The organism is Candidatus Poriferisocius sp. (assembly GCF_965208475.1).
Lineage (GTDB): Bacteria > Actinomycetota > Acidimicrobiia > Acidimicrobiales > Bin134 > Poriferisocius.
This window is the reverse complement of sequence record NZ_OZ242338.1, coordinates 789,525-809,226: the sequence shown is the minus strand read 5'-3', so window position 1 is coordinate 809,226 and position 19,702 is coordinate 789,525. Positions and strand designations below refer to the sequence as shown.

16 protein-coding genes are annotated in these 19,702 nt (G+C 65.5%); 7 read left to right on the top strand and 9 right to left on the bottom strand.

Going from position 1 to position 19,702, the window contains the following annotated elements:
* The first annotated feature begins 31 nt into the window (after positions 1-31).
* Positions 32-2,356 (top strand): arylsulfatase, encoded by a 2,325-nt coding sequence (locus tag ACOGXA_RS03780; RefSeq protein ID WP_419925949.1) that lies wholly within the window; start codon positions 32-34, stop codon positions 2,354-2,356.
* Positions 2,357-2,557: 201 nt separating this feature from the next.
* The gene (locus ACOGXA_RS03775; protein WP_419925948.1) at positions 2,558-2,950 is read left to right on the top strand and encodes a hypothetical protein; all 393 of its coding nucleotides are present in this window, start codon (positions 2,558-2,560) and stop codon (positions 2,948-2,950) included.
* Between the two features lie 57 nt (positions 2,951-3,007).
* On the opposite strand, the gene ACOGXA_RS03770 is transcribed toward ACOGXA_RS03775, so the two are convergent.
* The 3 genes from ACOGXA_RS03770 to ACOGXA_RS03760 form a co-directional block, all read right to left on the bottom strand.
* Positions 3,008-3,601 (bottom strand): DUF6036 family nucleotidyltransferase, encoded by a 594-nt coding sequence (locus ACOGXA_RS03770; protein WP_419925947.1) that lies wholly within the window; start codon positions 3,599-3,601, stop codon positions 3,008-3,010.
* Complete coding sequence (locus ACOGXA_RS03765) at positions 3,585-4,034, bottom strand: hypothetical protein (protein WP_419925946.1); 450 nt, start codon at positions 4,032-4,034, stop codon at positions 3,585-3,587. The genes ACOGXA_RS03770 and ACOGXA_RS03765 overlap by 17 nt, the downstream gene beginning before the upstream one ends.
* Before the next feature lie 563 nt (positions 4,035-4,597).
* A complete protein-coding gene (locus tag ACOGXA_RS03760) occupies positions 4,598-6,082 on the bottom strand; it encodes a sulfatase-like hydrolase/transferase (protein WP_419925945.1) in 1,485 nt (494 codons plus the stop codon).
* Positions 6,083-6,229: 147 nt separating this feature from the next.
* Here ACOGXA_RS03760 and ACOGXA_RS03755 point away from each other — a divergent pair, with 147 nt between their 5' ends.
* The 3 genes from ACOGXA_RS03755 to ACOGXA_RS03745 all read left to right on the top strand — a co-directional run bounded on the left by ACOGXA_RS03755 (position 6,230) and on the right by ACOGXA_RS03745 (position 10,125).
* Entirely contained in the window at positions 6,230-8,326 is a 2,097-nt protein-coding gene (locus tag ACOGXA_RS03755) for an ABC transporter substrate-binding protein (protein WP_419925944.1), read from the top strand.
* Between the two features lie 79 nt (positions 8,327-8,405).
* Positions 8,406-9,182: an ABC transporter ATP-binding protein gene (locus tag ACOGXA_RS03750; RefSeq protein ID WP_419925943.1), complete on the top strand. Its 777-nt coding sequence runs from the start codon at positions 8,406-8,408 to the stop codon at positions 9,180-9,182.
* Positions 9,169-10,125 (top strand): ABC transporter permease, encoded by a 957-nt coding sequence (locus ACOGXA_RS03745; protein WP_419925942.1) that lies wholly within the window; start codon positions 9,169-9,171, stop codon positions 10,123-10,125. Before ACOGXA_RS03750 ends, ACOGXA_RS03745 begins: the two co-directional genes overlap by 14 nt.
* Before the next feature lie 12 nt (positions 10,126-10,137).
* Here the strand turns inward: ACOGXA_RS03745 and ACOGXA_RS03740 are convergent, their stop codons facing one another.
* The 6 genes from ACOGXA_RS03740 to ACOGXA_RS03715 all read right to left on the bottom strand — a co-directional run bounded on the left by ACOGXA_RS03740 (position 10,138) and on the right by ACOGXA_RS03715 (position 17,238).
* Positions 10,138-11,586 carry a DNA-methyltransferase gene (locus tag ACOGXA_RS03740; RefSeq protein ID WP_419925941.1) on the bottom strand — a complete coding sequence of 483 codons (1,449 nt, stop codon included), beginning with the start codon at positions 11,584-11,586 and terminating at the stop codon, positions 10,138-10,140.
* A gap of 62 nt (positions 11,587-11,648) precedes the next feature.
* Positions 11,649-12,089, bottom strand: a complete 441-nt coding sequence (locus ACOGXA_RS03735; RefSeq protein WP_419925940.1) for a hypothetical protein — start codon at positions 12,087-12,089, stop codon at positions 11,649-11,651.
* A gap of 70 nt (positions 12,090-12,159) precedes the next feature.
* Positions 12,160-12,948 carry an ABC transporter ATP-binding protein gene (locus ACOGXA_RS03730; protein WP_419925939.1) on the bottom strand — a complete coding sequence of 263 codons (789 nt, stop codon included), beginning with the start codon at positions 12,946-12,948 and terminating at the stop codon, positions 12,160-12,162.
* A gap of 5 nt (positions 12,949-12,953) precedes the next feature.
* Entirely contained in the window at positions 12,954-14,852 is a 1,899-nt protein-coding gene (locus ACOGXA_RS03725) for an ABC transporter ATP-binding protein (protein ID WP_419925938.1), read from the bottom strand.
* Positions 14,852-16,786 carry an ABC transporter ATP-binding protein gene (locus ACOGXA_RS03720; protein ID WP_419925937.1) on the bottom strand — a complete coding sequence of 645 codons (1,935 nt, stop codon included), beginning with the start codon at positions 16,784-16,786 and terminating at the stop codon, positions 14,852-14,854. The genes ACOGXA_RS03725 and ACOGXA_RS03720 overlap by 1 nt, the downstream gene beginning before the upstream one ends.
* The gene (locus tag ACOGXA_RS03715) at positions 16,783-17,238 is read right to left on the bottom strand and encodes a MarR family winged helix-turn-helix transcriptional regulator (protein WP_419925936.1); all 456 of its coding nucleotides are present in this window, start codon (positions 17,236-17,238) and stop codon (positions 16,783-16,785) included. The genes ACOGXA_RS03720 and ACOGXA_RS03715 overlap by 4 nt, the downstream gene beginning before the upstream one ends.
* Positions 17,239-17,300: 62 nt before the next feature.
* Between ACOGXA_RS03715 and ACOGXA_RS03710 the strand changes: the two genes are divergently transcribed.
* Together ACOGXA_RS03710 and ACOGXA_RS03705 are read left to right on the top strand one after the other, a co-directional pair.
* A complete protein-coding gene (locus tag ACOGXA_RS03710) occupies positions 17,301-18,629 on the top strand; it encodes a hemolysin family protein (RefSeq protein WP_419925935.1) in 1,329 nt (442 codons plus the stop codon).
* Complete coding sequence (locus ACOGXA_RS03705) at positions 18,626-19,699, top strand: hemolysin family protein (RefSeq protein ID WP_419925934.1); 1,074 nt, start codon at positions 18,626-18,628, stop codon at positions 19,697-19,699. The genes ACOGXA_RS03710 and ACOGXA_RS03705 overlap by 4 nt, the downstream gene beginning before the upstream one ends.
* The last annotated feature ends 3 nt before the right edge of the window (positions 19,700-19,702 follow it).

The following is a 19,702-nucleotide window of genomic DNA, read 5'->3' as shown; positions in this document are numbered from 1 at the left end:
CCCTACTCTCGCAAACGACCAAGGAGAATCGATGACTGATCAGCGCCAGCAGGAGCATTATCCGGGGTTCGGGGGGAAGATCGGGAAGATCATCGCCACTTCAGAGTCGTGGTGGCCGCCCCGCCCCACAGCGCCGGCCGATGCTCCCAACGTCGTGATCGTGCTGGCCGACGATCTGGGCTTTTCCGATCTGGGCTGTTTCGGCTCGGAGATACCCACCCCGGCCATCGACGAGTTGGCCGCCACCGGGGTCCGCTACACCAATTTCCACGTCACCCCGCTGTGCTCGCCCACCAGGGCGGCGCTGCTGACCGGGCTCAACTCCCATCATGCCGGGATGGGGTTTGTGGCCAACGCCAACCCCGGTTTTCCCGGCTACGCCGGCGAGCTGCCCCACAACCAGTCGACGCTGGCCGAGATGTTGCGGGACAACGGCTACGCCACCATGGCGGTGGGCAAGTGGCATCTGTGTTTGGAATCCGACCTCTCGGTGGCCGGCGACACGCACTCGTGGCCATTGCAGCGGGGCTTCGACCAATACTACGGGTTCTTGGAAGCCCTCACCGACTTCCACTTCCCCCATCAGCTGTATGAGGGCAACAACCCCGTCCACGTAGACGAGTATCCCGAGGGCTACTACCTCACCGACGATCTCACCGACCGGGCCTGCCGCATGATCCGCGACGTGAAGACCACCGACCCCGACAAGCCGCTCTTCTTGTACTACGCCCACGGCGCGGTCCACGCCCCGCTGCACGCCAAGGCCGACGACATCGCCCGCCACCGGGGCAACTACGACAAGGGCTGGGACCAGCTACGCGAGGAGCGCCTGGCCCGGCAGAAGGAGTTGGGCATCGTCCCGCCCGACGCCCAACTGCCGTCCCGCAACCCCGAGCCCAACGAGGACGTGCGGGCGTGGGACAGCTACTCAGAGGACGAGCGCCGGGTCATGGCCCGCTATATGGAGGTGTACGCCGCCATGGTGGAGTCCATCGACGAGAGCGTGGCCCGCATCAGCGCCGAACTCGAGGCTCTCGGCCAGCTCGACAACACCATCTTCGTGTTCACCAGCGACAACGGCGCGTCCCGAGAGGGGCGGGCCCAGGGAAGCACCTCGTATTTCACCCACAGCGGCACCGGGGCGAGGCCCTCACCGCCGGTGAGCGAGTTCGAACTTGAGGCCCTCGAGGCCGACGTCATTGGCGGTCCCACCACCTGGCCCCATTATCCCCGGGGCTGGGCCATGGCCTGCAATACCCCCTTTAGGCTTTACAAGATCACCGCTCACCGGGGCGGCCACTCGGTGCCCATGGTGCTGTCGTGGCCGGCCCGCACCGAGGCGATCGGCGGGGAGCTGCGCCCCCAGTACACCCACATCACCGATCTCATGCCCACCCTGGCCGACCTGCTCGGCCTCAACGTCCCCACCGAGCGCCACGGGCAGGCTTCCGACGCTCCCGACGGGGTGTCGTTTGCCGCCTCCCTGGACGATCCCAGCGCCCCCTCCGATCACACCGAGCAGTACATCGAGTGCATCGGCCACCGGGGCATCTATCGAGACGGCTGGTCGGCGGCCATTTTCCACGAGCATCACACCCCGTTCAGCTCCGATCGCTGGGAGCTGTTCAACCTGGCCGACGATTTCAACGAGCGAAACGACCTGGCCGACGCCGAGCCCGAGAAACTGGACGAGCTGGTGCAGGCCTGGGAGGAGGCCGCCTGGCGCAACCGGGTTTTCCCGCTCGACGAGGCCTCTGGGCTGTTCCGCACGTTGAAGCCCCCCGAACACGCCAAGCTCACCCGCGAACTGCGGATTCTCCCCGGATCGCCCACCGTGGAGCGATTGCGGTCGTCCCGGCTCATCGCCGGCGGCAACTTCACCGTCACCGTCGACCTGCATCACCGCCCCGGCGACCAGGGCGTGCTGGTGGCCCACGGCAGCCAGGCGTCGGGCTATGTGCTCTACATCGAGAACGACGCCTTGTGTTTCGTGGTCAACAGCTCCGGTCGGTACCTGACCGCCGATCCCATGGGCCTGTCGGGGGAGTGCCGGCAGATAGTGCTCGACGTCCAAGCCCCCGGCGGGCGCATCTGGAACGCCTCAGTGGGCGCCGACGGCCAGGTCGGATCCACCCTCTCCGGCATCCCGCAGATGATCGGCTTTTTGCCCTGGCAGGGCATCGACGTCGGCATCAATCGGCGCTCCCCGGTCTCGTGGGACATCTACCAGCGCCACGGCACCTTCCCCTATACCGGCACCCTCCACCAAGTGACCTATACCCCCGGTCCCCCCGCCCCCGACGCCGACGAAGTCCTCCTAGAAGAGTTCCGCGAATTCGGCATGGCCCTGGAGTAGCCCGCCGCCCCGCTGATGGGGTGTTGTGGGCGGGGGCGGGCTGGACGGTCCGGGCGAGCTGTCGGCGGCCGGTTCGGGCGGGCGCGTCGGTGGTGGGTTCATGCTCGTTCGGGCGGTTGGCCGGGTTGGGTTGGTCTCAGCGCTCCGAGCCCCGGTTCTCGGTGTTTTGCCTGGTGTAGGCCATTTTTTTCCTCAGGTTCGGTGCCGCCGGTGTCGGCCCATGAGCAGACTGAGCGGGTACGGGTACGCGTCGCGCCCTCCTCGACGGGCGCCGAACAAGGCGAAGAACCCATCAACTACCAAGGCCCCGCCACCGAAATACACGCCCAAAGGCAAGAAGGCCATACCTACACGATCAGAATCAGAGCCCGCGCCCAAACCGGCCAAAAATGGTCCGGCTGGACCAACCCCAAAACCATCAAATGCAACCCCCTCAACCCCGTCTTGCTCACCGCTGGCCGCGCGGTGGGCGTGAGCCCTCATTGGGCGAACCCGAACGGGTCATGGGTGAACCTCGCTCCCGGCCGACAGTGGATCGCCCCTCAAGTGCTGCGCTACATGCCCGACGACCCCGACGCCCCCAACCCGGAGTAACTCAAATAGGGGGGAAGCTCAGGTTTATTGGGACCTTGCGGTGGGGGGTTGTGAGGTTCAGAGTCCTAGGTCGATGCCGGGTTGGGGGCCTTGGCGGTGTGTTGTGCTGTATTGCCTTTGGCGGATTGCTTCCGCTACCAGAACGATGGCGTCCTCGCGGGCGTGGGCTCTTTCGGGGCCGTAGACGTCCAAGACGAGCGGTAGCAGTTCTGTGCTGTCCACATTCTGCTCGTTCATCAGCATTTCGATGTCGGCTATGTCGCCGGGGCGGGCCGCGTATGCCTTCATGGCGAGGAGATACTTGCGGGTGGCTGCGGCGACGCTGAGCCTGTCGCCCTCATAGACCGGCTCTGTTTGCAGGCCCTGTGGGCGGAACAGGGATGCGGAGTGGTTGAGCCAGTCAGGTCTCAGCCCGTTGCGTGCGGCCACTGTGGCAATGGCAATGGACAGCCTGGCGGGGAACTCGTCGAGGGCGTCGACGTCGTGGGTGGCGCGGTCATCCCACCCCATCGCCAAAGCGGCGCCCCCGCAGATGACCACCTCGACTCGGGGGCCCTTTGCGTCGAGCTCTGCATCCAATTCGTCGAACAACTGGCGCAGGCGGTCGCCGGTCAATACGTCGTGGGGGAGGAATTCATCTGACGTGGACACCGAGTACCTCGAAGAATCCGCTGCCGAACCAGCACCTGTGCCATGCGCACGCGTCCGGCGCCTCCTGGCGCTCGGAAGCCCCCAATGCGCTGTGCCAGGGCACTTCTGCGATCAGCATCTCGTCGTCGTCGTCGAAGCGGTAGTGGTAAACCCATGAAGGTACCGCCATCGCCCCCTGGTCGCAAAGGGCGTGCACCACGGTCGCGATCCGCACAGCGTCGCCCAAATCGCTACCCGGACTGGGCGGGTCGGCGACCATCTCAGCGCGGTCCGCCAACGGGCTGAACCAGTCTTTGACGAACTGGCGCAACGGAAGATGCCTTCCCCTCACCGATGGCTGGGCCATCAGCAGTGGAATCTCTTTGGCCAACAGATAGGGCCGGGGCCGCAACGGACCCGACGACTCCTGTGCGAGCGGCGCACCAGCACTCATCACCTCCAACACTACCCTCCGACCCCTGCCGTGCCCCGCCGCAAAATCCCCCCGACACCGTGCCGCAACCGACTCCAACTCGGCCTTCCGGACCTGCCCGCACGGAGCGGACAAGCCGCTCGAGGTTTCACGCCGGCCCCAGCGGAGTCATCTCAGTTGTCGCCTCGCGGCTAGTGGTGCTGGCATCGCCCGCGATTCCTCAGAAGGACTTACCCCAAACACGACCACCGAGAAACAAACTGAGCTTTCCGACGAGATAGTGAGGCGCGCCGGAACTTCCCAGGACTCGATGGGCAGACGCCGCCGAGAGCTAGTGCTCGACGAACTGGCGCGCCGGGGCAGCCTGTCAACCGCTGAAGCCGCCAGACTGCTGGGCGAGGATCGACAGTCGGCGCGCCTACTCCTCAACGAACTGGCGAGTACAGGCATGGTTCGCGCCGAGGGCAATACTCGTGCTCGCCGCTATGTCGCGATACACCGACAGCACTAGACGAGAAAGACGGGAACGCCTCAAACCGGCCCAGCCCCTCTGCACACTAGGGGATGGCCATGACTCCAATGCGCTAACTCCGGTATTCGGCCGCCTCCAAGGCCTTCAACGATTCAAACCGATCCCGCAACTCGCCGCGCCGGCTGCGGTCGTTGGCCAGGTTCACCAACTCGTGGGGATCGTCGTCGTGGTCGTACCACTCGTGGTCGTGGTCGTCGAAGTCAGCGTCGGGGCCGAACAGCATTGAGTCGCCCAGCGACACCCCGAGGTTGCTGACTCCGCCGCCGATGCCGTAGTAGCGGCAGTACTTGTGGCGGCCGTCGAACACCCCTGAGGAGGCGTAGCGCACTTTCTCCACTCCCAGGTACCACGGCCACCGCTGGGCGAACAGGATGTGGTCGCGGATCACCGCCGACTGGTCGTCGAACAACGGGCTCAGGCTCTCACCGGGCAGATCCGTTGCGTCCACCCCGGCCAGCTCCAGGATGGTGGCGGCCAAATCGGTGTGGCTGGTGAGCGACTCGGTGGCCGTGCCCGGTGCGGTCAGCCCCGGCGCCGACAGGTACAGCGGGATCCGCATCGTCTCCTCGTAGTTCCACGGACCCTTGGACCGCAGGCCGTGTGAGCCGCACTGGTCGCCATGGTCGGAGGTGAACACCACCACGGTGTCGTCCCACTGGTCGATGTCGTCCAGCGCGGCCAAAATCACCGCCAAACACTGGTCGCTGAGCTGGTGCAGCTTCACGTAGTAGTCGAGCTGGCGCAGCCAGATGTCGTGGTCGTCGGGGTCCATCGGTCCTGGTGTGCTGTTGCGCTCCATCTCCAGCAGCCAGCGGCGGTGGACTTCGGGCTTGGTGTGCAGGTCGTCGTCGAAGTTCTCGGGCAGCTCGGTACACCACCGCTCGATCTCATGGGCGAAGGCGGGCAGGTTGGTGGCCCGGCCCCACTTGCGCCGGTCGAGCTTCTCCCGGCTCTGGGCCACGTAGTCGGGCTCTTGCTCCCAGAACCAGGGCTGGTCGAGCGGGAACCACATGATGTCGTGGGGGTTCACCAGCCCCACCGTCAAGAACCACGGCTGGGTGGCGCCGCTCTGGTCGCGCAGCCAGGAGGCGGAGTCGGCGGCGATGGGCTCGTCGAACTCGGTGCCGCTGCCGGGCAGCCCCCAAAAGGCCATGTCGTTGCCGGTCCAATCAGAAAAGCCGTAGGCCTCCATATCGGGCTCGGCGGCGGCTTCGAGGTGCCACTTGCCCTTGTAGGCAGTTCGATAGCCGGCCTCTCGCAGCCGGGTGCCCAGGGTGGGGATGTCGGTGGAGAGCTGGGTGTTGTTGGGATAGCTGGAGTTCTCGGTCACCCCGTGCTCGTCCATGTGCAGCCCGGTGAAAAGGGTGGCCCGAGACGGCGAGCACGGCGAGGTGTGGGTGTAGTGGCGGCGGAACTCCAGCGACCGGTCCAACAAGCGCTGGCGGGCCGGCAGCGGCACTCCAGGGGGAAGCCAGTCGCGCTGGCGCTCCTGATCAGACACCAGCAGCAGAATGTTGGGCGGCTTCGTTTCCGACATTGCGGGGAGCGTAGCGGCGCAATTACCCGAGTTTCTTGCGCTTCCGAACATTTAGTGGTGAAATATCGGCCTGCACACTGCGTGCCTGCACGTGTCCGAGGGGGATACATGAAACGTTCTTGGCTGTTTTCACTACTTGCCATCTTGATGGCTTTCTCGCTGGTTGCCACGGCCTGCGGCAACGACGATGACGAACCCGGGGTCAGCGACGGCCCATCGGCGCCGTCCGATGAACCGGGGGATGAGCCATCGGATGAGCCTGGCGACGATCCATCCGGAGGAGGGGATGAGCCATCGGATGAGCCTGGCGACGATCCATCAGGTGAGCCCGGCGATGGTCCTACGGATGACGCCGTTGTCATAGGGGAAATCGGCCCGCCCGAGGACACCGTCGTCACGGTGTGCGACGCGCCGTCGTTCACGCAGATCTACGCCAAGGTGATGGCCAATCAGGGCTTTGCCGAGAACCGGGGCTTCGAGATCGACTTCGTGGCCTGCCACTCCGGTTCCGCCCAAGCCGCGGCGCTGGTCTCCGGCCAGGTTGACATCGCCCTGAACACTCCCGACAACATGCTGCAAATCCGCAACGCCGATTTCGACGTGGTGATGTTCGCCCAGACCGTCGACAACCACTTCTTCGACATCGTGGTGTCGAACAACTTCGGCGAGATCGACTGTCCCCAGGGTGATTGGGAGTGCGCCATGGCCGCGCTCAACGGTACCCGCGTGGGCGTTGTGGCCCGGGGCGTGGCCGCCGAGCAGATCGCCCGCCAGCTATTGGACTCCGCCGGTTTCGACCCCGACGACACCACCTATATCGCCACCGGGTTGGCGGGCACGACGCTGGCCGCGCTGGAGTCCGACGAGGTGGACTGGGCGATCACGTTTGAGCCCGGCTTGAGTCGGGCCGAGCTCGATGACATCGGCTACGCACCGTTCCGACTGCGGAGCGGCGATGGTCCGACCGAGCTGGACTGGCCGTCCGCGGTGATGATCACCGCCCGCTCCTATTGGGATGCCAATCCCAATACCGTTTTGAATTACCGGGCGGCGATCCTCGAATCCATGGCGTGGTTGCGCGACCCGGCCAACCAGGACGCGGTCCTGGAAGAGTTGGACGCCCACTTAGGCCTCGAACCCGACGTCGCCCAGTACATATTCGACAACAACATCGGCTCGATGACCGTCACCGCTGAGCTTGACCCTGTGCGGATCACCAACAACGTCAACTACGCCGTGGGCCGAGGCATCCTCAAAGAGGCCCAGGCATTCGGCGAATTCGCGGTAGGCCCCGGCATCGACGTGATCTTGCCCGAGGCCTTGGTGCCGGAGACGACCAAGGTCGGGATATGCACAGCCGCTTCCTTCAACGGCATGGTCGCCCACATCTCGGTGATCAAGGGCTTCTTGGCGGAGCGCGGGGTGGAAGGCGAGTTCATCCAGTGTCCCTCTGGTGCCGCCAATGCCGCCGCGCTGATCGCCGGAGAGGTCCAGTTCGTCATCAACACCCCCGACAACATGCTGGGGATCCGCAACGCCGGCTTCGACGTTGTGATGTTCCAGCAGTTGGCCGACAAGCACTTCTTCGACATCCTGGTCAGCAACAACTTCGGCCCGATCGATTGCGAGCAGGGCGACTGGCAGTGCATCATGGAGGCGCTTGAGGGCACCCGGGTGGGCGTGGTAGCCCGAGGCGTGGCCGCAGAGCAGATCGCCCGCCAGCTCATAGACTCCGCTGGACTCGATCCCGATGGTGCCACCTACATCGCCACCGGCCTGTCAGGCACCACATTGGCGGCGCTGTCGTCCGGTGAGGTGGACTGGGCCATCACCTTCGAGCCTGGTCTGAGCCAGGGGGTAGTAGATGGAATCGCATACTCCCCATTTGCCCTGCGGGGCGGGGACGGGCCGAGCGAATTGGACTGGCCGTCGTTGGTAAACACCACATCTCGCGAGTTCTTCGACAACAACCGCAACACGGTGGCCATCTACGCGCAGACGATGCGCAACACCATGGACTGGATACGCAATCCAGCCAACCGTGCTGAGGTGTTGGAGGTAATGGATGACTTCCTTGACGTGCAGGGCGAGCTGGCCGAGGCCATCCTCAACAAGAACGTCGGGATCTTCTCGCTCAACGGTGCCCTTCAGCCCGCCCGGCTCCAGAACAATGTGGACTACGCGGTTGGACGAGGCATCCTCGAAGAGGCCCAGGACTTCAGCGAGTTCTCGGTTTCCCCGTAGCCAACCCTTCTTCTGGCTGGGCGGTTGTTCAGGTCGCCCAGCCAGAAGGGTTTACTAAAGGTACCCAGATGGTGGCGTTGTGAATCCAGCGGTCGAACTGAAGGATGTGACCCTCATCTTCGGGGGTGACAACCCCAAAGACGAGCCAGTGCTAGCCATCCAAGACATCGACCTCGCCATCCCGGCCGGCCAGTTCGTGGCCGTCGTGGGGCCGAGCGGTTGCGGCAAGACCACCATTTTGAACATGCTGGCCGGAATCCTCAATGCCACCCGGGGATCGGTTCTTCGCCATGGGGGGGGGGTCGACGGTCCCAGCGACGACATCGGCTACATGCTGGCTCGCTCGGGGCTGAGCCCGTGGCGCACCGCCCGCCGCAACGTAGAGCTGGGACTTGAGTTCCGGGGCGTGCCCCGGAGCGAGCGGCGTCAGCGGGCTATGGAATTGCTGGCCAAGCTCCGTCTGGAGGGTTTCGCCGACTCATTCCCCTCTCAGCTCAGCCAGGGTATGCGCCAGCGGGTGGCCATCGCCCGCACGCTGGCCATCGATCCCGACTTGTGGCTCATGGACGAGCCCTTCGGCGCCCTCGACGCCCAGACCCGGCTCACCGTTCAGTCGGAGTTTTTGGATATCTGGTACGAGACCCACAAGACGGTCATCTTCGTCACCCACGACCTCGAAGAGGCCGTGCTTTTGGCCGACCGGGTGGTGGTCATGACCGCCCGCCCCGGCCGCATCAAGTCGGACACCATCGTTGATCTGGCCCGCCCCCGGGTGATCGACGAACTCCGCTTCGACCCGGTTTTCCGGGAGACCGAGCACAAGATCTGGGAGGAGTTGCGCGGTGAGATCGTCTGACGTCGACGAGCCCCGGGAAGCCGACATGGCCAACCAGACCAGGTTGGCCGACGCGCTCAGCCAAGAAGAAGTGGAGGCGCTGATCCCCCACGAGTCCATTTGGAGATACCGCTTGCGCCGCCTCGACATCCCCGTGCAGGCCTTGCGGATCGCCATCCTGTTTGGGATCTGGGCGCTGTGGCAATACGAGGTCGTCTGGAATGGCTGGGACGCGTTCTCGGTATTCGGCATCCAGCCGTTCCCCAACGTGCCCGAGACGTTCCGGGCCAGCCCTGGTGAGACCTGGGAGTACTTCACCCAGATCTACCACGAGAAGCTCTTCTGGCAGGATCTCTGGGTCACGGTGAAAGAGGCATTGTTCGGCTTCGCCATCGGGTCGATTCTTGGTCTTCTCGTCGGCATCGTGCTCGGGCGCTTCCAGAGAGCCTCCAAAGCGGTGGGGCCCTTCATCGTCATCATCAACGCCATGCCCAAGATCGCCTTCTTGCCGCTGATCCTGATCGTGTACGGCGTGGGCGAGACTTCCAAGGTGGTCTTGGCCGTGATCATCGTCTTCTTCATCGTGCAGGTGCCCACCCAGGCCGCGGTGGCCCTGGTCGATCCCGACCTCGACATGGTGGCCCGCACCATGGGCGCATCCCAAAGGCAGCTCTTCACCAAGGTCACGCTGCCCGGCATAACCCCCGCGGTGTTCGGCGCGCTGCGGCTGTCGGCGGTCATCTCGGTTCTGGCGGTGGTGTTCGGCGAGATCTTCTCCGCTCGCCGGGGCCTCGGCCAGCGCCTCATCACCGCGGCCAACCAACTCTCCTACGGCGACACCTTCGCCATCGTGTTCATCCTGGCCCTCATCGCGCTCATAATGAACGGCGGAATCGGCTTCGCGGAGCGCAAATCCCTCCGCTGGCAATCCTCCCACCAAGGCGGCCAAGTCATCTCGCTGTAGGTTGCGGTTAGATCAGGCTTTACCGCGGGCCAAGTCGCGCAAGCGGGCCACGTCGCCACGATCAAGCATTCCGATCACGTCGCGAACCGGCTTGTCGGGGCCGGTGACCGCGTTGAGTGCCCGATGGCCTGAGCTGGTGGGCGCTGGCCGGTCGGTGGTCAACAGCACCAGCGGGGTGGTTACGCCAGACGAATGCAACACCGAGGCCTTGCCCACCGCCTTCCACAGGGTGTCGGTGCGGCGCAGCCCAGGCCGCTGGGTAACGGTGAAGGCGCCTGACACGTCGAACAGCCACCGTTGCCCCTGCTGGTCAATGGCCTCGAAGTTCACCTCCACGCCGCAGGAGAACCTGACCTTCTCTCGGATATCGCGGAATCCACTCTGCTTGAGAACCTCTCGGGCCATCTCCTGGGCCTTGCGGCCTTGTTGTCCGGCCCGAACCTGGAAGTCGTCGCTCCACTCTGGTTCGGGGCTGCTGGCCGATGGAGTGACGGCAACTCGCCACTGCTGCTTTTCGGCGGGCTGTTCGAGCCGGTCTCGCTCGTCGGCGATTCGCTTTTTGGCCAGGGCGATGTAGTCGGCGTCGGTGTCGAAGCCGACATAGTGGCGTTCGGTGCGGACTGCGGCCACCGCAGTGGTGCCCGCGCCCATGAACGGGTCGAGCACCAGATCGCCCCGATAGGTGTAGAGGTCGATCAGCCGCTGGGGCAGCTCCACCGGGAACGGCGCAGGATGGCCCACCCGTTTAGCCGACTCGGTGGGTATCTCCCACACGTCGGTAGTGGCCTCCATGAACTCATCCACATAGGCGGTACCCTCTGACGGCAGGGCACGCTCGGAACGCTCGGCGGCGGGCACCGCCCGGTCGAAGCGCCCCTTCGAGGCGATGACAACCCTTTCTGTGAGGTCTCGTAGCACCGGGTTGCCCGGGCGCTGGAAGCTGCCCCATGCGCAACTGCCTCCGGCGCCTTTGGCCTTTTGCCAGATCACCTCACCCCTCAGCAGCAGCCCCAGGCGGTCTTGGAGTATGGCGATCACGTCTGCCGACAAGGAGCGGTATGGGCGGCGCCCCAAGTTGGCCACGTTCACCGCAATACGCCCTCCGGGCTCCAGTTTGCGCACGCACTGGGCGAACACCTCTTCGAGCATGGTGAGGAAGTCCACGTAGTCGGCGGGAGTGTGGCCTTTGCCCACTGCCTCCTCGTACTCCTTGCCCACGAAATAGGGCGGAGAGGTGACCACCAGTGCCACTGAGTTGTCGGCCACCTGCCCGAAGACGTCCATCTTGCGGGCGTCGCCCACCCAAAGCTGGTCGCGGCAGGCTGGGGGGGAAACCTCGTCATCCTCGCTGATCTCTGGAACTGGAAACCGGTCGTAGAACGCAGAGGCATCATGCCCCTCCCGCCGGCCTGCCCCAAAATGAGAGGTGGCCGTCGGTTGCCGACGCCGGGAAGACTCCACCCCTTGAAACTACATCGTGGTAGTGGCAGTTTCGGGGAGTTCCGCCCGGTAAAGCGCCACCGCTATTGAGAAGTGTCGGTTTCGGGCTCCGAGACTTCGGCTCGGCCCTCTAGGCGGCCCACTCTCCGACACAGGTCCATGACGATGTCGGTGAGCTTGTCCAAACGTGTGTGGACGTGCTTGAAGCCGTCGTTCGTCACGTCGCTGATTTTGGCGTCGCCATCGCGCATCTCGCCGCTGATTTTGGCGTCGCCACCGCGCATCTCTTGGCAGATCTTGGCGTCGCCATCCCGCATCTCTTGGCGGAGTTGAGCGAAGCCGTTGTGCATCTCCGTTCGAATTTGCGCTCTGTCGGCGCGGGCTTCTTTGAAGCCTTCGTTAGTGTCCGTTCGGAGCTGGGCGATGTCGGCGCGGCGACCGCGGTCGAGGTAGAGCATCAGGGTGACGATGACCCCGATCATTGTGAGGGTGATCCCCTGCATGGCGAGTATGGCTTGTTCCATGAGTTCTCCTAGGAGTTCTCAGCGCATGGGGGAAGTGGAAGCCAGCGTAACAGCACAGACAACACCAGCGTCAACAGGCTTGGGAGTGCCAGCGGCCGTGGCGGTGTTCGAGTTCTAGGGGGAGGGCGAAGCAAGCTGACAGAGACTCGGAAGTGAGCACATCTTCCAGGGGGCCCTGGGCCAGCACTTGGCCATTGCGCAGCAACAGAACGTGGGTGAAGCCGGCGGGGATCTCCTCGGTGCGGTGGGTGACCATCACCAGGGGAGGGGCGGCGGGGTCGTTGGCCAGGGCGGTGAGGTCGCCCACCAGCATCTCCCGGCCGCCTAAGTCCAGGGTGGAGGCGGGCTCGTCCAGCAGTATCAGGCCGGGGTCGGCCATCAGGCTGCGGGCGATCTGCACTCGCTGGCGCTCTCCCGACGACAGGGTGGCGATGATGCGGTCACCCATCCCGGACGCGCCCACCTGTTCCAGCAGCTTTTCTGCCCGCTCGCGGTCGTTGTCGGTGTAGTCGTGCCACCACGGTTCCAGCGCGCCGTGGCGGGCGGTCATCACCACCTCGACCGCCGTCAAGTGGGGCCGCAGCATCTGGGCCAGCGCAGGCGACACGAAGCCCACCCGGTGCCGCAACCGTCGCACATCAACCTGGCCCAATCGCTGCCCGAGCACCTCGACGGTCCCCGCCGTCGGGTGCTCGTAGAGCGCCGCGATCCGCAGCAGCGTGGTCTTGCCGCTGCCGTTGGCCCCCAGCACCACCCAGCGCTGGCCCTCGGCTACTTCCCAGTTGACGTCGGCCAAGATGGGCCGCTTGTAGCGGGCAAAGCCCACCCCGGCCAACCTCAGCGCCAACACCTCGGTCATCGCGCTCAGTTGGTGTGGGCCATCCAGGTGGCGTACATGTCGCCATAGTGGCCGCCCAGGGCCACCAGCTCGTCGTGAGTGCCGATCTCGGTGATATGCCCGTCTTCCACCACCGCGATCCGGTCGGCCCGCATGGCGGTGGCCAAACGGTGGGCGATGATGATGGCCGTCCGCCCCTCCAGCACCACGTCTAGGGCGGCCTCGATCTTGGACTCCGACCGCAGGTCCAGGTTGGACGTGGCCTCATCCAGCACCAGCACCCGAGGACGGGCCAGAAACGCTCGGGCCAGTGCCAACAGCTGCCGTTCGCCGGCCGACAGCGACGCCCCCCGCTCATGCACCAGGGAGTTGACATCATCGGGCAGCCGCTCCAGCAGCTCGGTCAGCCCGACCGCCCGGCAAGCCTCCAGCACCTCGGCCATGGAAGCATCGGGCCGGGCGAAGGCCACGTTGTCGCGGATGGAGCCGTAGAACAGGAACGGCTCCTGGGGCACCACCCCCAACTGGCGGCGCAGCGAGGCCAGCGTCACCGTCCGCAGATCGCAGCCGTCGATGCGCACCGTCCCGTGCTGGGGGTCGTAGAACCGCGCGATCAGCTTGGCCACCGTGGACTTGCCCGCCCCGGTGGGCCCCACCACGGCCAGACTCTCGCCCGGCGCCAGCCGCAAGCTCACATCGTGCAGCACTGGAGTGTCGCCGTCGTAGCCGAAGCTCACCTGGTCCAGGGTGATCTCCCCTTCGATGGGAGGCAGGTCCACCGCATCAGAGGCCTCAGCAACCGAGGGCTCGTTTTCCAGCAATTCGCGCAGCTTCTTGGCCGATGCCTGTCCCTGCTGGTAGCCGTTGTAGAGCTGCACAAGCTGCTGGATGGGAGCGAAGAAGAACGTCAGATAGAGCACGAAGGCGGTCAGCTCACCGGGGGTGAGGCTGCCATTGATCAACATGGTTCCGCCGATCACCAGCAAGATGGCCTGGCCGATTATCACGATGGCCTCGGTGGTGGGGGCGTAGACGGACGCGGCCCGCACCCCGGCCAAGTTGGCGTCTTTGTGCCGCCCCACCACGTTGGTGTGGTTGACCACGTTGTGGCGCCGGCGGTTGTGGGCGGTGATCACCCGGATGCCGGCCAAGCTCTCCTGCAAGTCGGCCAGAACCTCGGCAATGCGGTCGCGGACCAAGCCGTAGTACAGATCGGAGACCTTGCGGAACCAGATGCTGAGCAGGAACGTGCCCGGCACCACGATCACCAGGGTCAGCACCGCCAGCAGCGGGTTCAGGTAGAACAACACCGCGGTGATAACCGTGAGCACCAATCCCTGCACTGCGAAGTTCACCAAGCCCTCTTGGAACAGCACGGTCAGGGCTTCGATATCGCTGGTCATCCGGGTCATCAGCACGCCGGCCTTCTCATTGGTGAAGAAGTTCAGCGACAGCCTCTGGTAATGGGAGAACACCCGTATCCTCAAGGCGTACATGAGGCGCTCGCCCAGCTTGCCGGTGTAGCGGATGCGCAGCGAGGAGCTCAGCGCATGGGCAGCCACGGTGCCGAGAAAAACCGCGGCCACCACCAGCAGCACTTGCCCATTGCCGGAGCTGACCCCGTGGTCGATGCCCAGCTGGGCCAAAAGCGGCCCCGACTGCATCATCGCCGATTCGATCACCACCAGCAGCAGCGCCACCGCCAGCTGTCGGCGGAAGGGCCACAGCAGGGAGCGCAGCGTCAGCGGCGGGTCAGCCGGCTGGCGGTGGCTGAATTCGACCTCCACTGGCGTATACTCGGGCTCGGCCCTCAGCACCTCTTCGACTTGGACCCGCAGGTTGCCGGGCACGCCGGCATGGGGGAGTCCGGCGTCGCGAGCCGCGCTCTGGGCCTGGGGCCCGCCGAAGTACCCTCCCCAGCCCATTACCAGCCGTTTCCAGAAAATCTGGCGCTGGTCCCTCGCTGACCGTCGCCGTTGTCCACCGCATCGTGTGGCCCGTCGTCGCTGTGGCGGGCCAGGATCTCCACGTAATGGGGGTCGGTGGCCAGCAGTTCGGCGTGGGTGCCCATGTTGGCCACACGGCCTTGGTCCAGCACCACCACCCGCTCAGCCAAGCTGATAGTGGACAGGCGGTGGGCGATGATGATGGTGGTGCGGTTGGCCATGAGCTCTCGCAGGGCCTCGTGGATAGCCTCCTCCACGGTCACGTCAATGGCGCTGGTGGCATCGTCGAGAATCAGCACCTTGGGGTTGGACAGCAAAGTCCGGGCGATGGCGATGCGCTGGCGTTGACCGCCCGACAATGTGTAGCCCCGCTCGCCGACCACGGTGTCGTAGCCCTCGGCCAGCTCGCTGATGAACCCGTGGGCCTGGGCCGCTTGGGCTGCGACCATGACCTCGGCGCGGGAGGCGCCGGGACGGCTATAGGCGACGTTGTCGTGGACTGAGGCCGAGAACAGGAACGGCTCGTCCAACACCAGCCCCACGGTGTGGCGCAGGCTGCGCAGGGTCACGTCGCGCACGTCGGTGCCGTCGATGCGAACCGATCCGCCATCGACGTCGTAGAACCGGTCCAGCAGCCGGACCACGGTCGACTTGCCGCTCCCGGTGCTGCCCACAATGGCCACTCGCTCCCCAGGCTCGATATGCAGGGAAAACCCGTCCAGCACCGGGGTATCGGAGTTGTAGCCGAAGCGGACGTCATCGAAGTCCACCAGTCCCTGAGGCTCGACGATGTCCACCGCGGCAGGGGAGTCGATGATCTCGGGCACCTCATCGAGGATCTCGTAAATCCGCTGGGCGGCGGCACCGGCCCGCTGGCCCTGCATGAGCACGAACCCGGCCATGCGGAAGGGCACCTGGAGCATGATCACGTAGGCGCTGAAGGCCAGCAGCGTCCCTATCGACACGATGCCCTCGATGGCCAGCCACCCGCCGTAGAGCACCACCATGGCCGTGCCTAGCCGGGGCAGCGACTCGATTAGGGGATTCCAGCGGGACCGGCTCTTGGCGATCTCCACGTTGGCCCACTGGATGCGCTGGGCCGACCTTCCCAGCAGGGCGATCTGGCGCTCCTCGGCGGCGAACGACTTCACCACTCGGGTGCCGTTCACATTCTCGTCAACGATGGTGGCCAGATCGGCCATCCGGGCCTGGCTCACCCACGACAGCGGGAACACCCGGTCGCGGAACTTGAGGCCGAACCAGTAAACGCCGGGCAGCGGGGCCAGCGCCACCAGGGCCAGCCAGGGGTGGATATACACCATGAACCCCAGGGCCATCACGAACATCAGCACGTTCATGCTGACGAGCGGCCCGAATGCCAGCAGGAGCTGTACCGACCGGATATCGCTGTTGGCCCGGGAGATGACCTGGCCCGACTGGGTGCGGTCGTAATAGGAGAACGACAGCCGGGTGAGGTGCTCGTACACGATGGCCCGCAAGTCGGTCTCCACATTCCAGCCCAGCTTGAACAGATGGAAGCGGTAGACCCCGCCGAAAGCCAGCCGGCCGATGCCGAACACCGCGATGAGCACCGCCACAATCCACAGTGCCTGGCGATCTCCGGTTATGGCCGCGTCCACGGCCGAACGCCCCGCTGCCGGCACGGCCACCTGAGTGGCCAGCGCGAAGACACCGGTGATCACGCCGATTGCCAGGGTCCGCCTATGGGCGCGGACCAACGGCATCATGCGCTTCATCCAGCCCTTGGTCTTGTCGGGGTCGATCCCTGCGGTGGGCGGTGCATACTGGGCCGAAACCCCGATGGGCTCGAATTCGGGGAGCTCTGGTCGGGCCCCGGCCTCGTCGGGCTCGAGCCCCGGAATGCCGAGAGGACCGGTCTCGGTGGCAGTCACTTCTTGGCTTCCCGCTGGCTGCGGGCCCGGGTGAGCGCCTCGTTCCAGAGGGCCAGTCCCTCCAGGGCCTGATCGGCCTCGTCGGCATCGAGATGGGCGGCGAGGCCGGTGATCTGCTCAGCCACCGCGTCGTCGGCCGCAGCCAGTGCCTGCTTGCCGGCGTCGGTCAGCTCGTGGGCCACTTTTCGGCGGTCGGCTGGATCGGACTTCCTTTGGAGCAAGCCCCGCCTTTCCAAACCGTCAGCCAGCGCAGTCACGCTGGGGCGGCTCACCGCCAGGCGCCCGGCCACCGCCGAGGCGGCCGCGTTTCCTTCCGACAAGAACAACAGCAGGCGATACTGTGAGGGTGACAGGTCTAAGTCTCCCAGCGCTACCGCCACCTGGCGGGCGAGGCGAGTCGCCGCCTGAGCCGCTTCCAAAGCGGTTCGAGACGGTGATTGTTTGAGACTCACATGTTTAGTCTCCCTAAAGATTATGGAAGATGCCAAGCCAGCAGCCGGGTAGTTGACCGCCGATGAACTGGACCACCGTTCTCGGCCTGGTGGCCGCTGTGCTTCTGGTAGCGGCTAACGCGGTGTTTGTGGCTGCGGAATTTGCTCTGGTGGCGGTGGATCGGATTCGCATCGAGGGGCTGGCCGCCGAGGGTCGGCGAGCGGCTCGGACCACCCTGTCGCTGCTCAAGTCCCTCTCATTCAATCTGTCGGGGGCACAGTTCGGCATCACCGCCACCTCCTTGGCCCTGGGTTTCATCGCCCGGCCCGCTATCGCCGAGACCTTGGAGCCGGTGGCCGGCCGCATTGCCTCCAGAGCCGCGTCCGGCCTGTCCATCGCCGCCGCGCTGGCCATCGCGGTGGTCGTCCAAATGGTGCTCGGAGAGCTGGTGCCCAAAACCCTGGCCATCGCCCGCCCGCTGCCCACGGCGATGAGGCTGGCTTCTCCCATGAGGGGCTTCGCGACCGCAGCCGGGCCGTTCATCCGCCTATTCGACGGAACAGCCAACAGAGTCGTGTCCTGGATGGGAGTCGAACCCACCGAGCAGCTCAGCGAGGCCCGTTCCCGCGAGGAGCTGGCCTGGGTGATCCGGTCCTCTGGGCAGAAGGGCGCCATGCAGCCGTCCAGGGTTCGCCTGCTGACTCGGGCCATCCGCTTCGCGGAGCGCGACGCCGCCGACGTGCTGGTCCCCCGGGTCTCGGTGTGTACCATCGAGCACCACCAGTCGGTGGCCGAGTTGGTCTCCTTGTCGAGCCAGACCGGATTCTCCCGCTTCCCGGTGATCGCCGCCGACATCGACGATGTCGTGGGAGTGGCCCTGGTCAAGAACGTGTACGAGGTGCCGGCCGAGCGGTGGGCAGCCACCCCGGTCGCTGAGATCATGCGGGTGCCGCTCATCGTCCCCGAAACCCGGAATCTGCGCTCGCTGCTGCTGGACATGAGAGCGCAGCGCAGCCCCTTGGCGGTGGTCATGGACGAGCATGGGGGCACTGCGGGGATCGTCACCCAGGAGGATCTGGTGGAGGAGATCGTGGGCGAGATCGCCGACGAGCATGACGACACCGAACCCCCGGCGGTGGCCCGCGACGCGGGAGAGTTGGTTGTGCAGGGGGGAATCCACCCCGACGAGCTGCAAGACATGACCGGGCTCCGGGTGCCCGATGGCGACTACGAGACCCTGGCCGGCTTCATCTTGGACCATCTTCAGCGCCTCCCGGCTATCGGCGAGGTGTTCCGCTACCAGGGCTGGGAGTTCCAGATCGAGTCGGTGGACCGGCGGCGCATCGACACCGTGCGCCTGCGGCAGGTGGATGCAGGCCACCCGCCCCCGCTTGGCCGGGCAATCCCATGACCGCCCTGTACATCGCTATCGCGGTGGTGCTCTTGGCGGCCAATGCCGGCTTCGTGGCGGTGGAGTTCGCCCTCATCGCCGCCCGACGGTCTCGGCTGGAGCCGCTGGCCGAAGCAGGCAACCGCCGGGCCCGGCTGGCCCTGGCGGCCATGAGCGACCTCAATCGGCAGTTGGCCGGCGCTCAGCTCGGCATCACCATGGCATCGCTGGGGCTGGGCTTCGTGGCCGAGCCCGCGGTGGCCGACCTCATCGAGCGGGCAGTCGGGTCATTTGCCGAGCTGCCGTCAGGAGTGCTGCACGCTGTGTCTTTCGGGGTCTCGCTGGCAATTGTGGTGTTCTTGCACATGGTGCTGGGGGAGATGGTCCCGAAGAACATCGCCTTGGCCGGGGCCGAGCGTACCGCCATGTGGCTGGCCCCGGTTAACCGCCTCTACGCCATCGTCTTCGGCCCGCTAATCGGGCTGTTGAACCGCCTCAGCCGGGGGTTGGTGCGCCTTGGCGGCGTGGAGCCCCTCGACCAATTGCCCACCACCCATACCGCTCAGGAGTTTGCGGGCCTAGTTGAGCACTCCGCCGCCGAGGGGCTGCTGGACGATTTCGACCGGTCGCTGCTGTCCAGCGCTCTAGAGCTGGCCGCCCGCCCGGTTCGAACGGTCATGGTTCCCCGCGATCGGATCACCGCGGTGGAGCGCGAGGCCACAGTGGCCGAGGTGGTCGACTTGATGAACGCCAGCGGCCACTCCCGGGTAGTGGTCCAGAATGGCTCCCCTGATCGGGTGATCGGGTTCGTCCATGCCAAAGACCTCCTAGACGTGACCGGCGCGCGGGCCCGACAATCCCTCGGCGACGAGCTGATCCGCGTCGTGCCCGCCATCGAGGAGGAAACCTCGCTGGAGGGAGTGCTGGCGCTAATGCAGGGAAGCCGGCGCCATCTGGCTGTCGTCCGCGGGGGCACTCGCCGGCGCACCGTGGGGTTGGTCACCCTGGAGGATGTGCTGGAGGTGCTGGTCGGCGACCTCATCGATGAAACCGACCCTGCCGGGCCCGCCCCGTCTGATCATCAGACATAATGG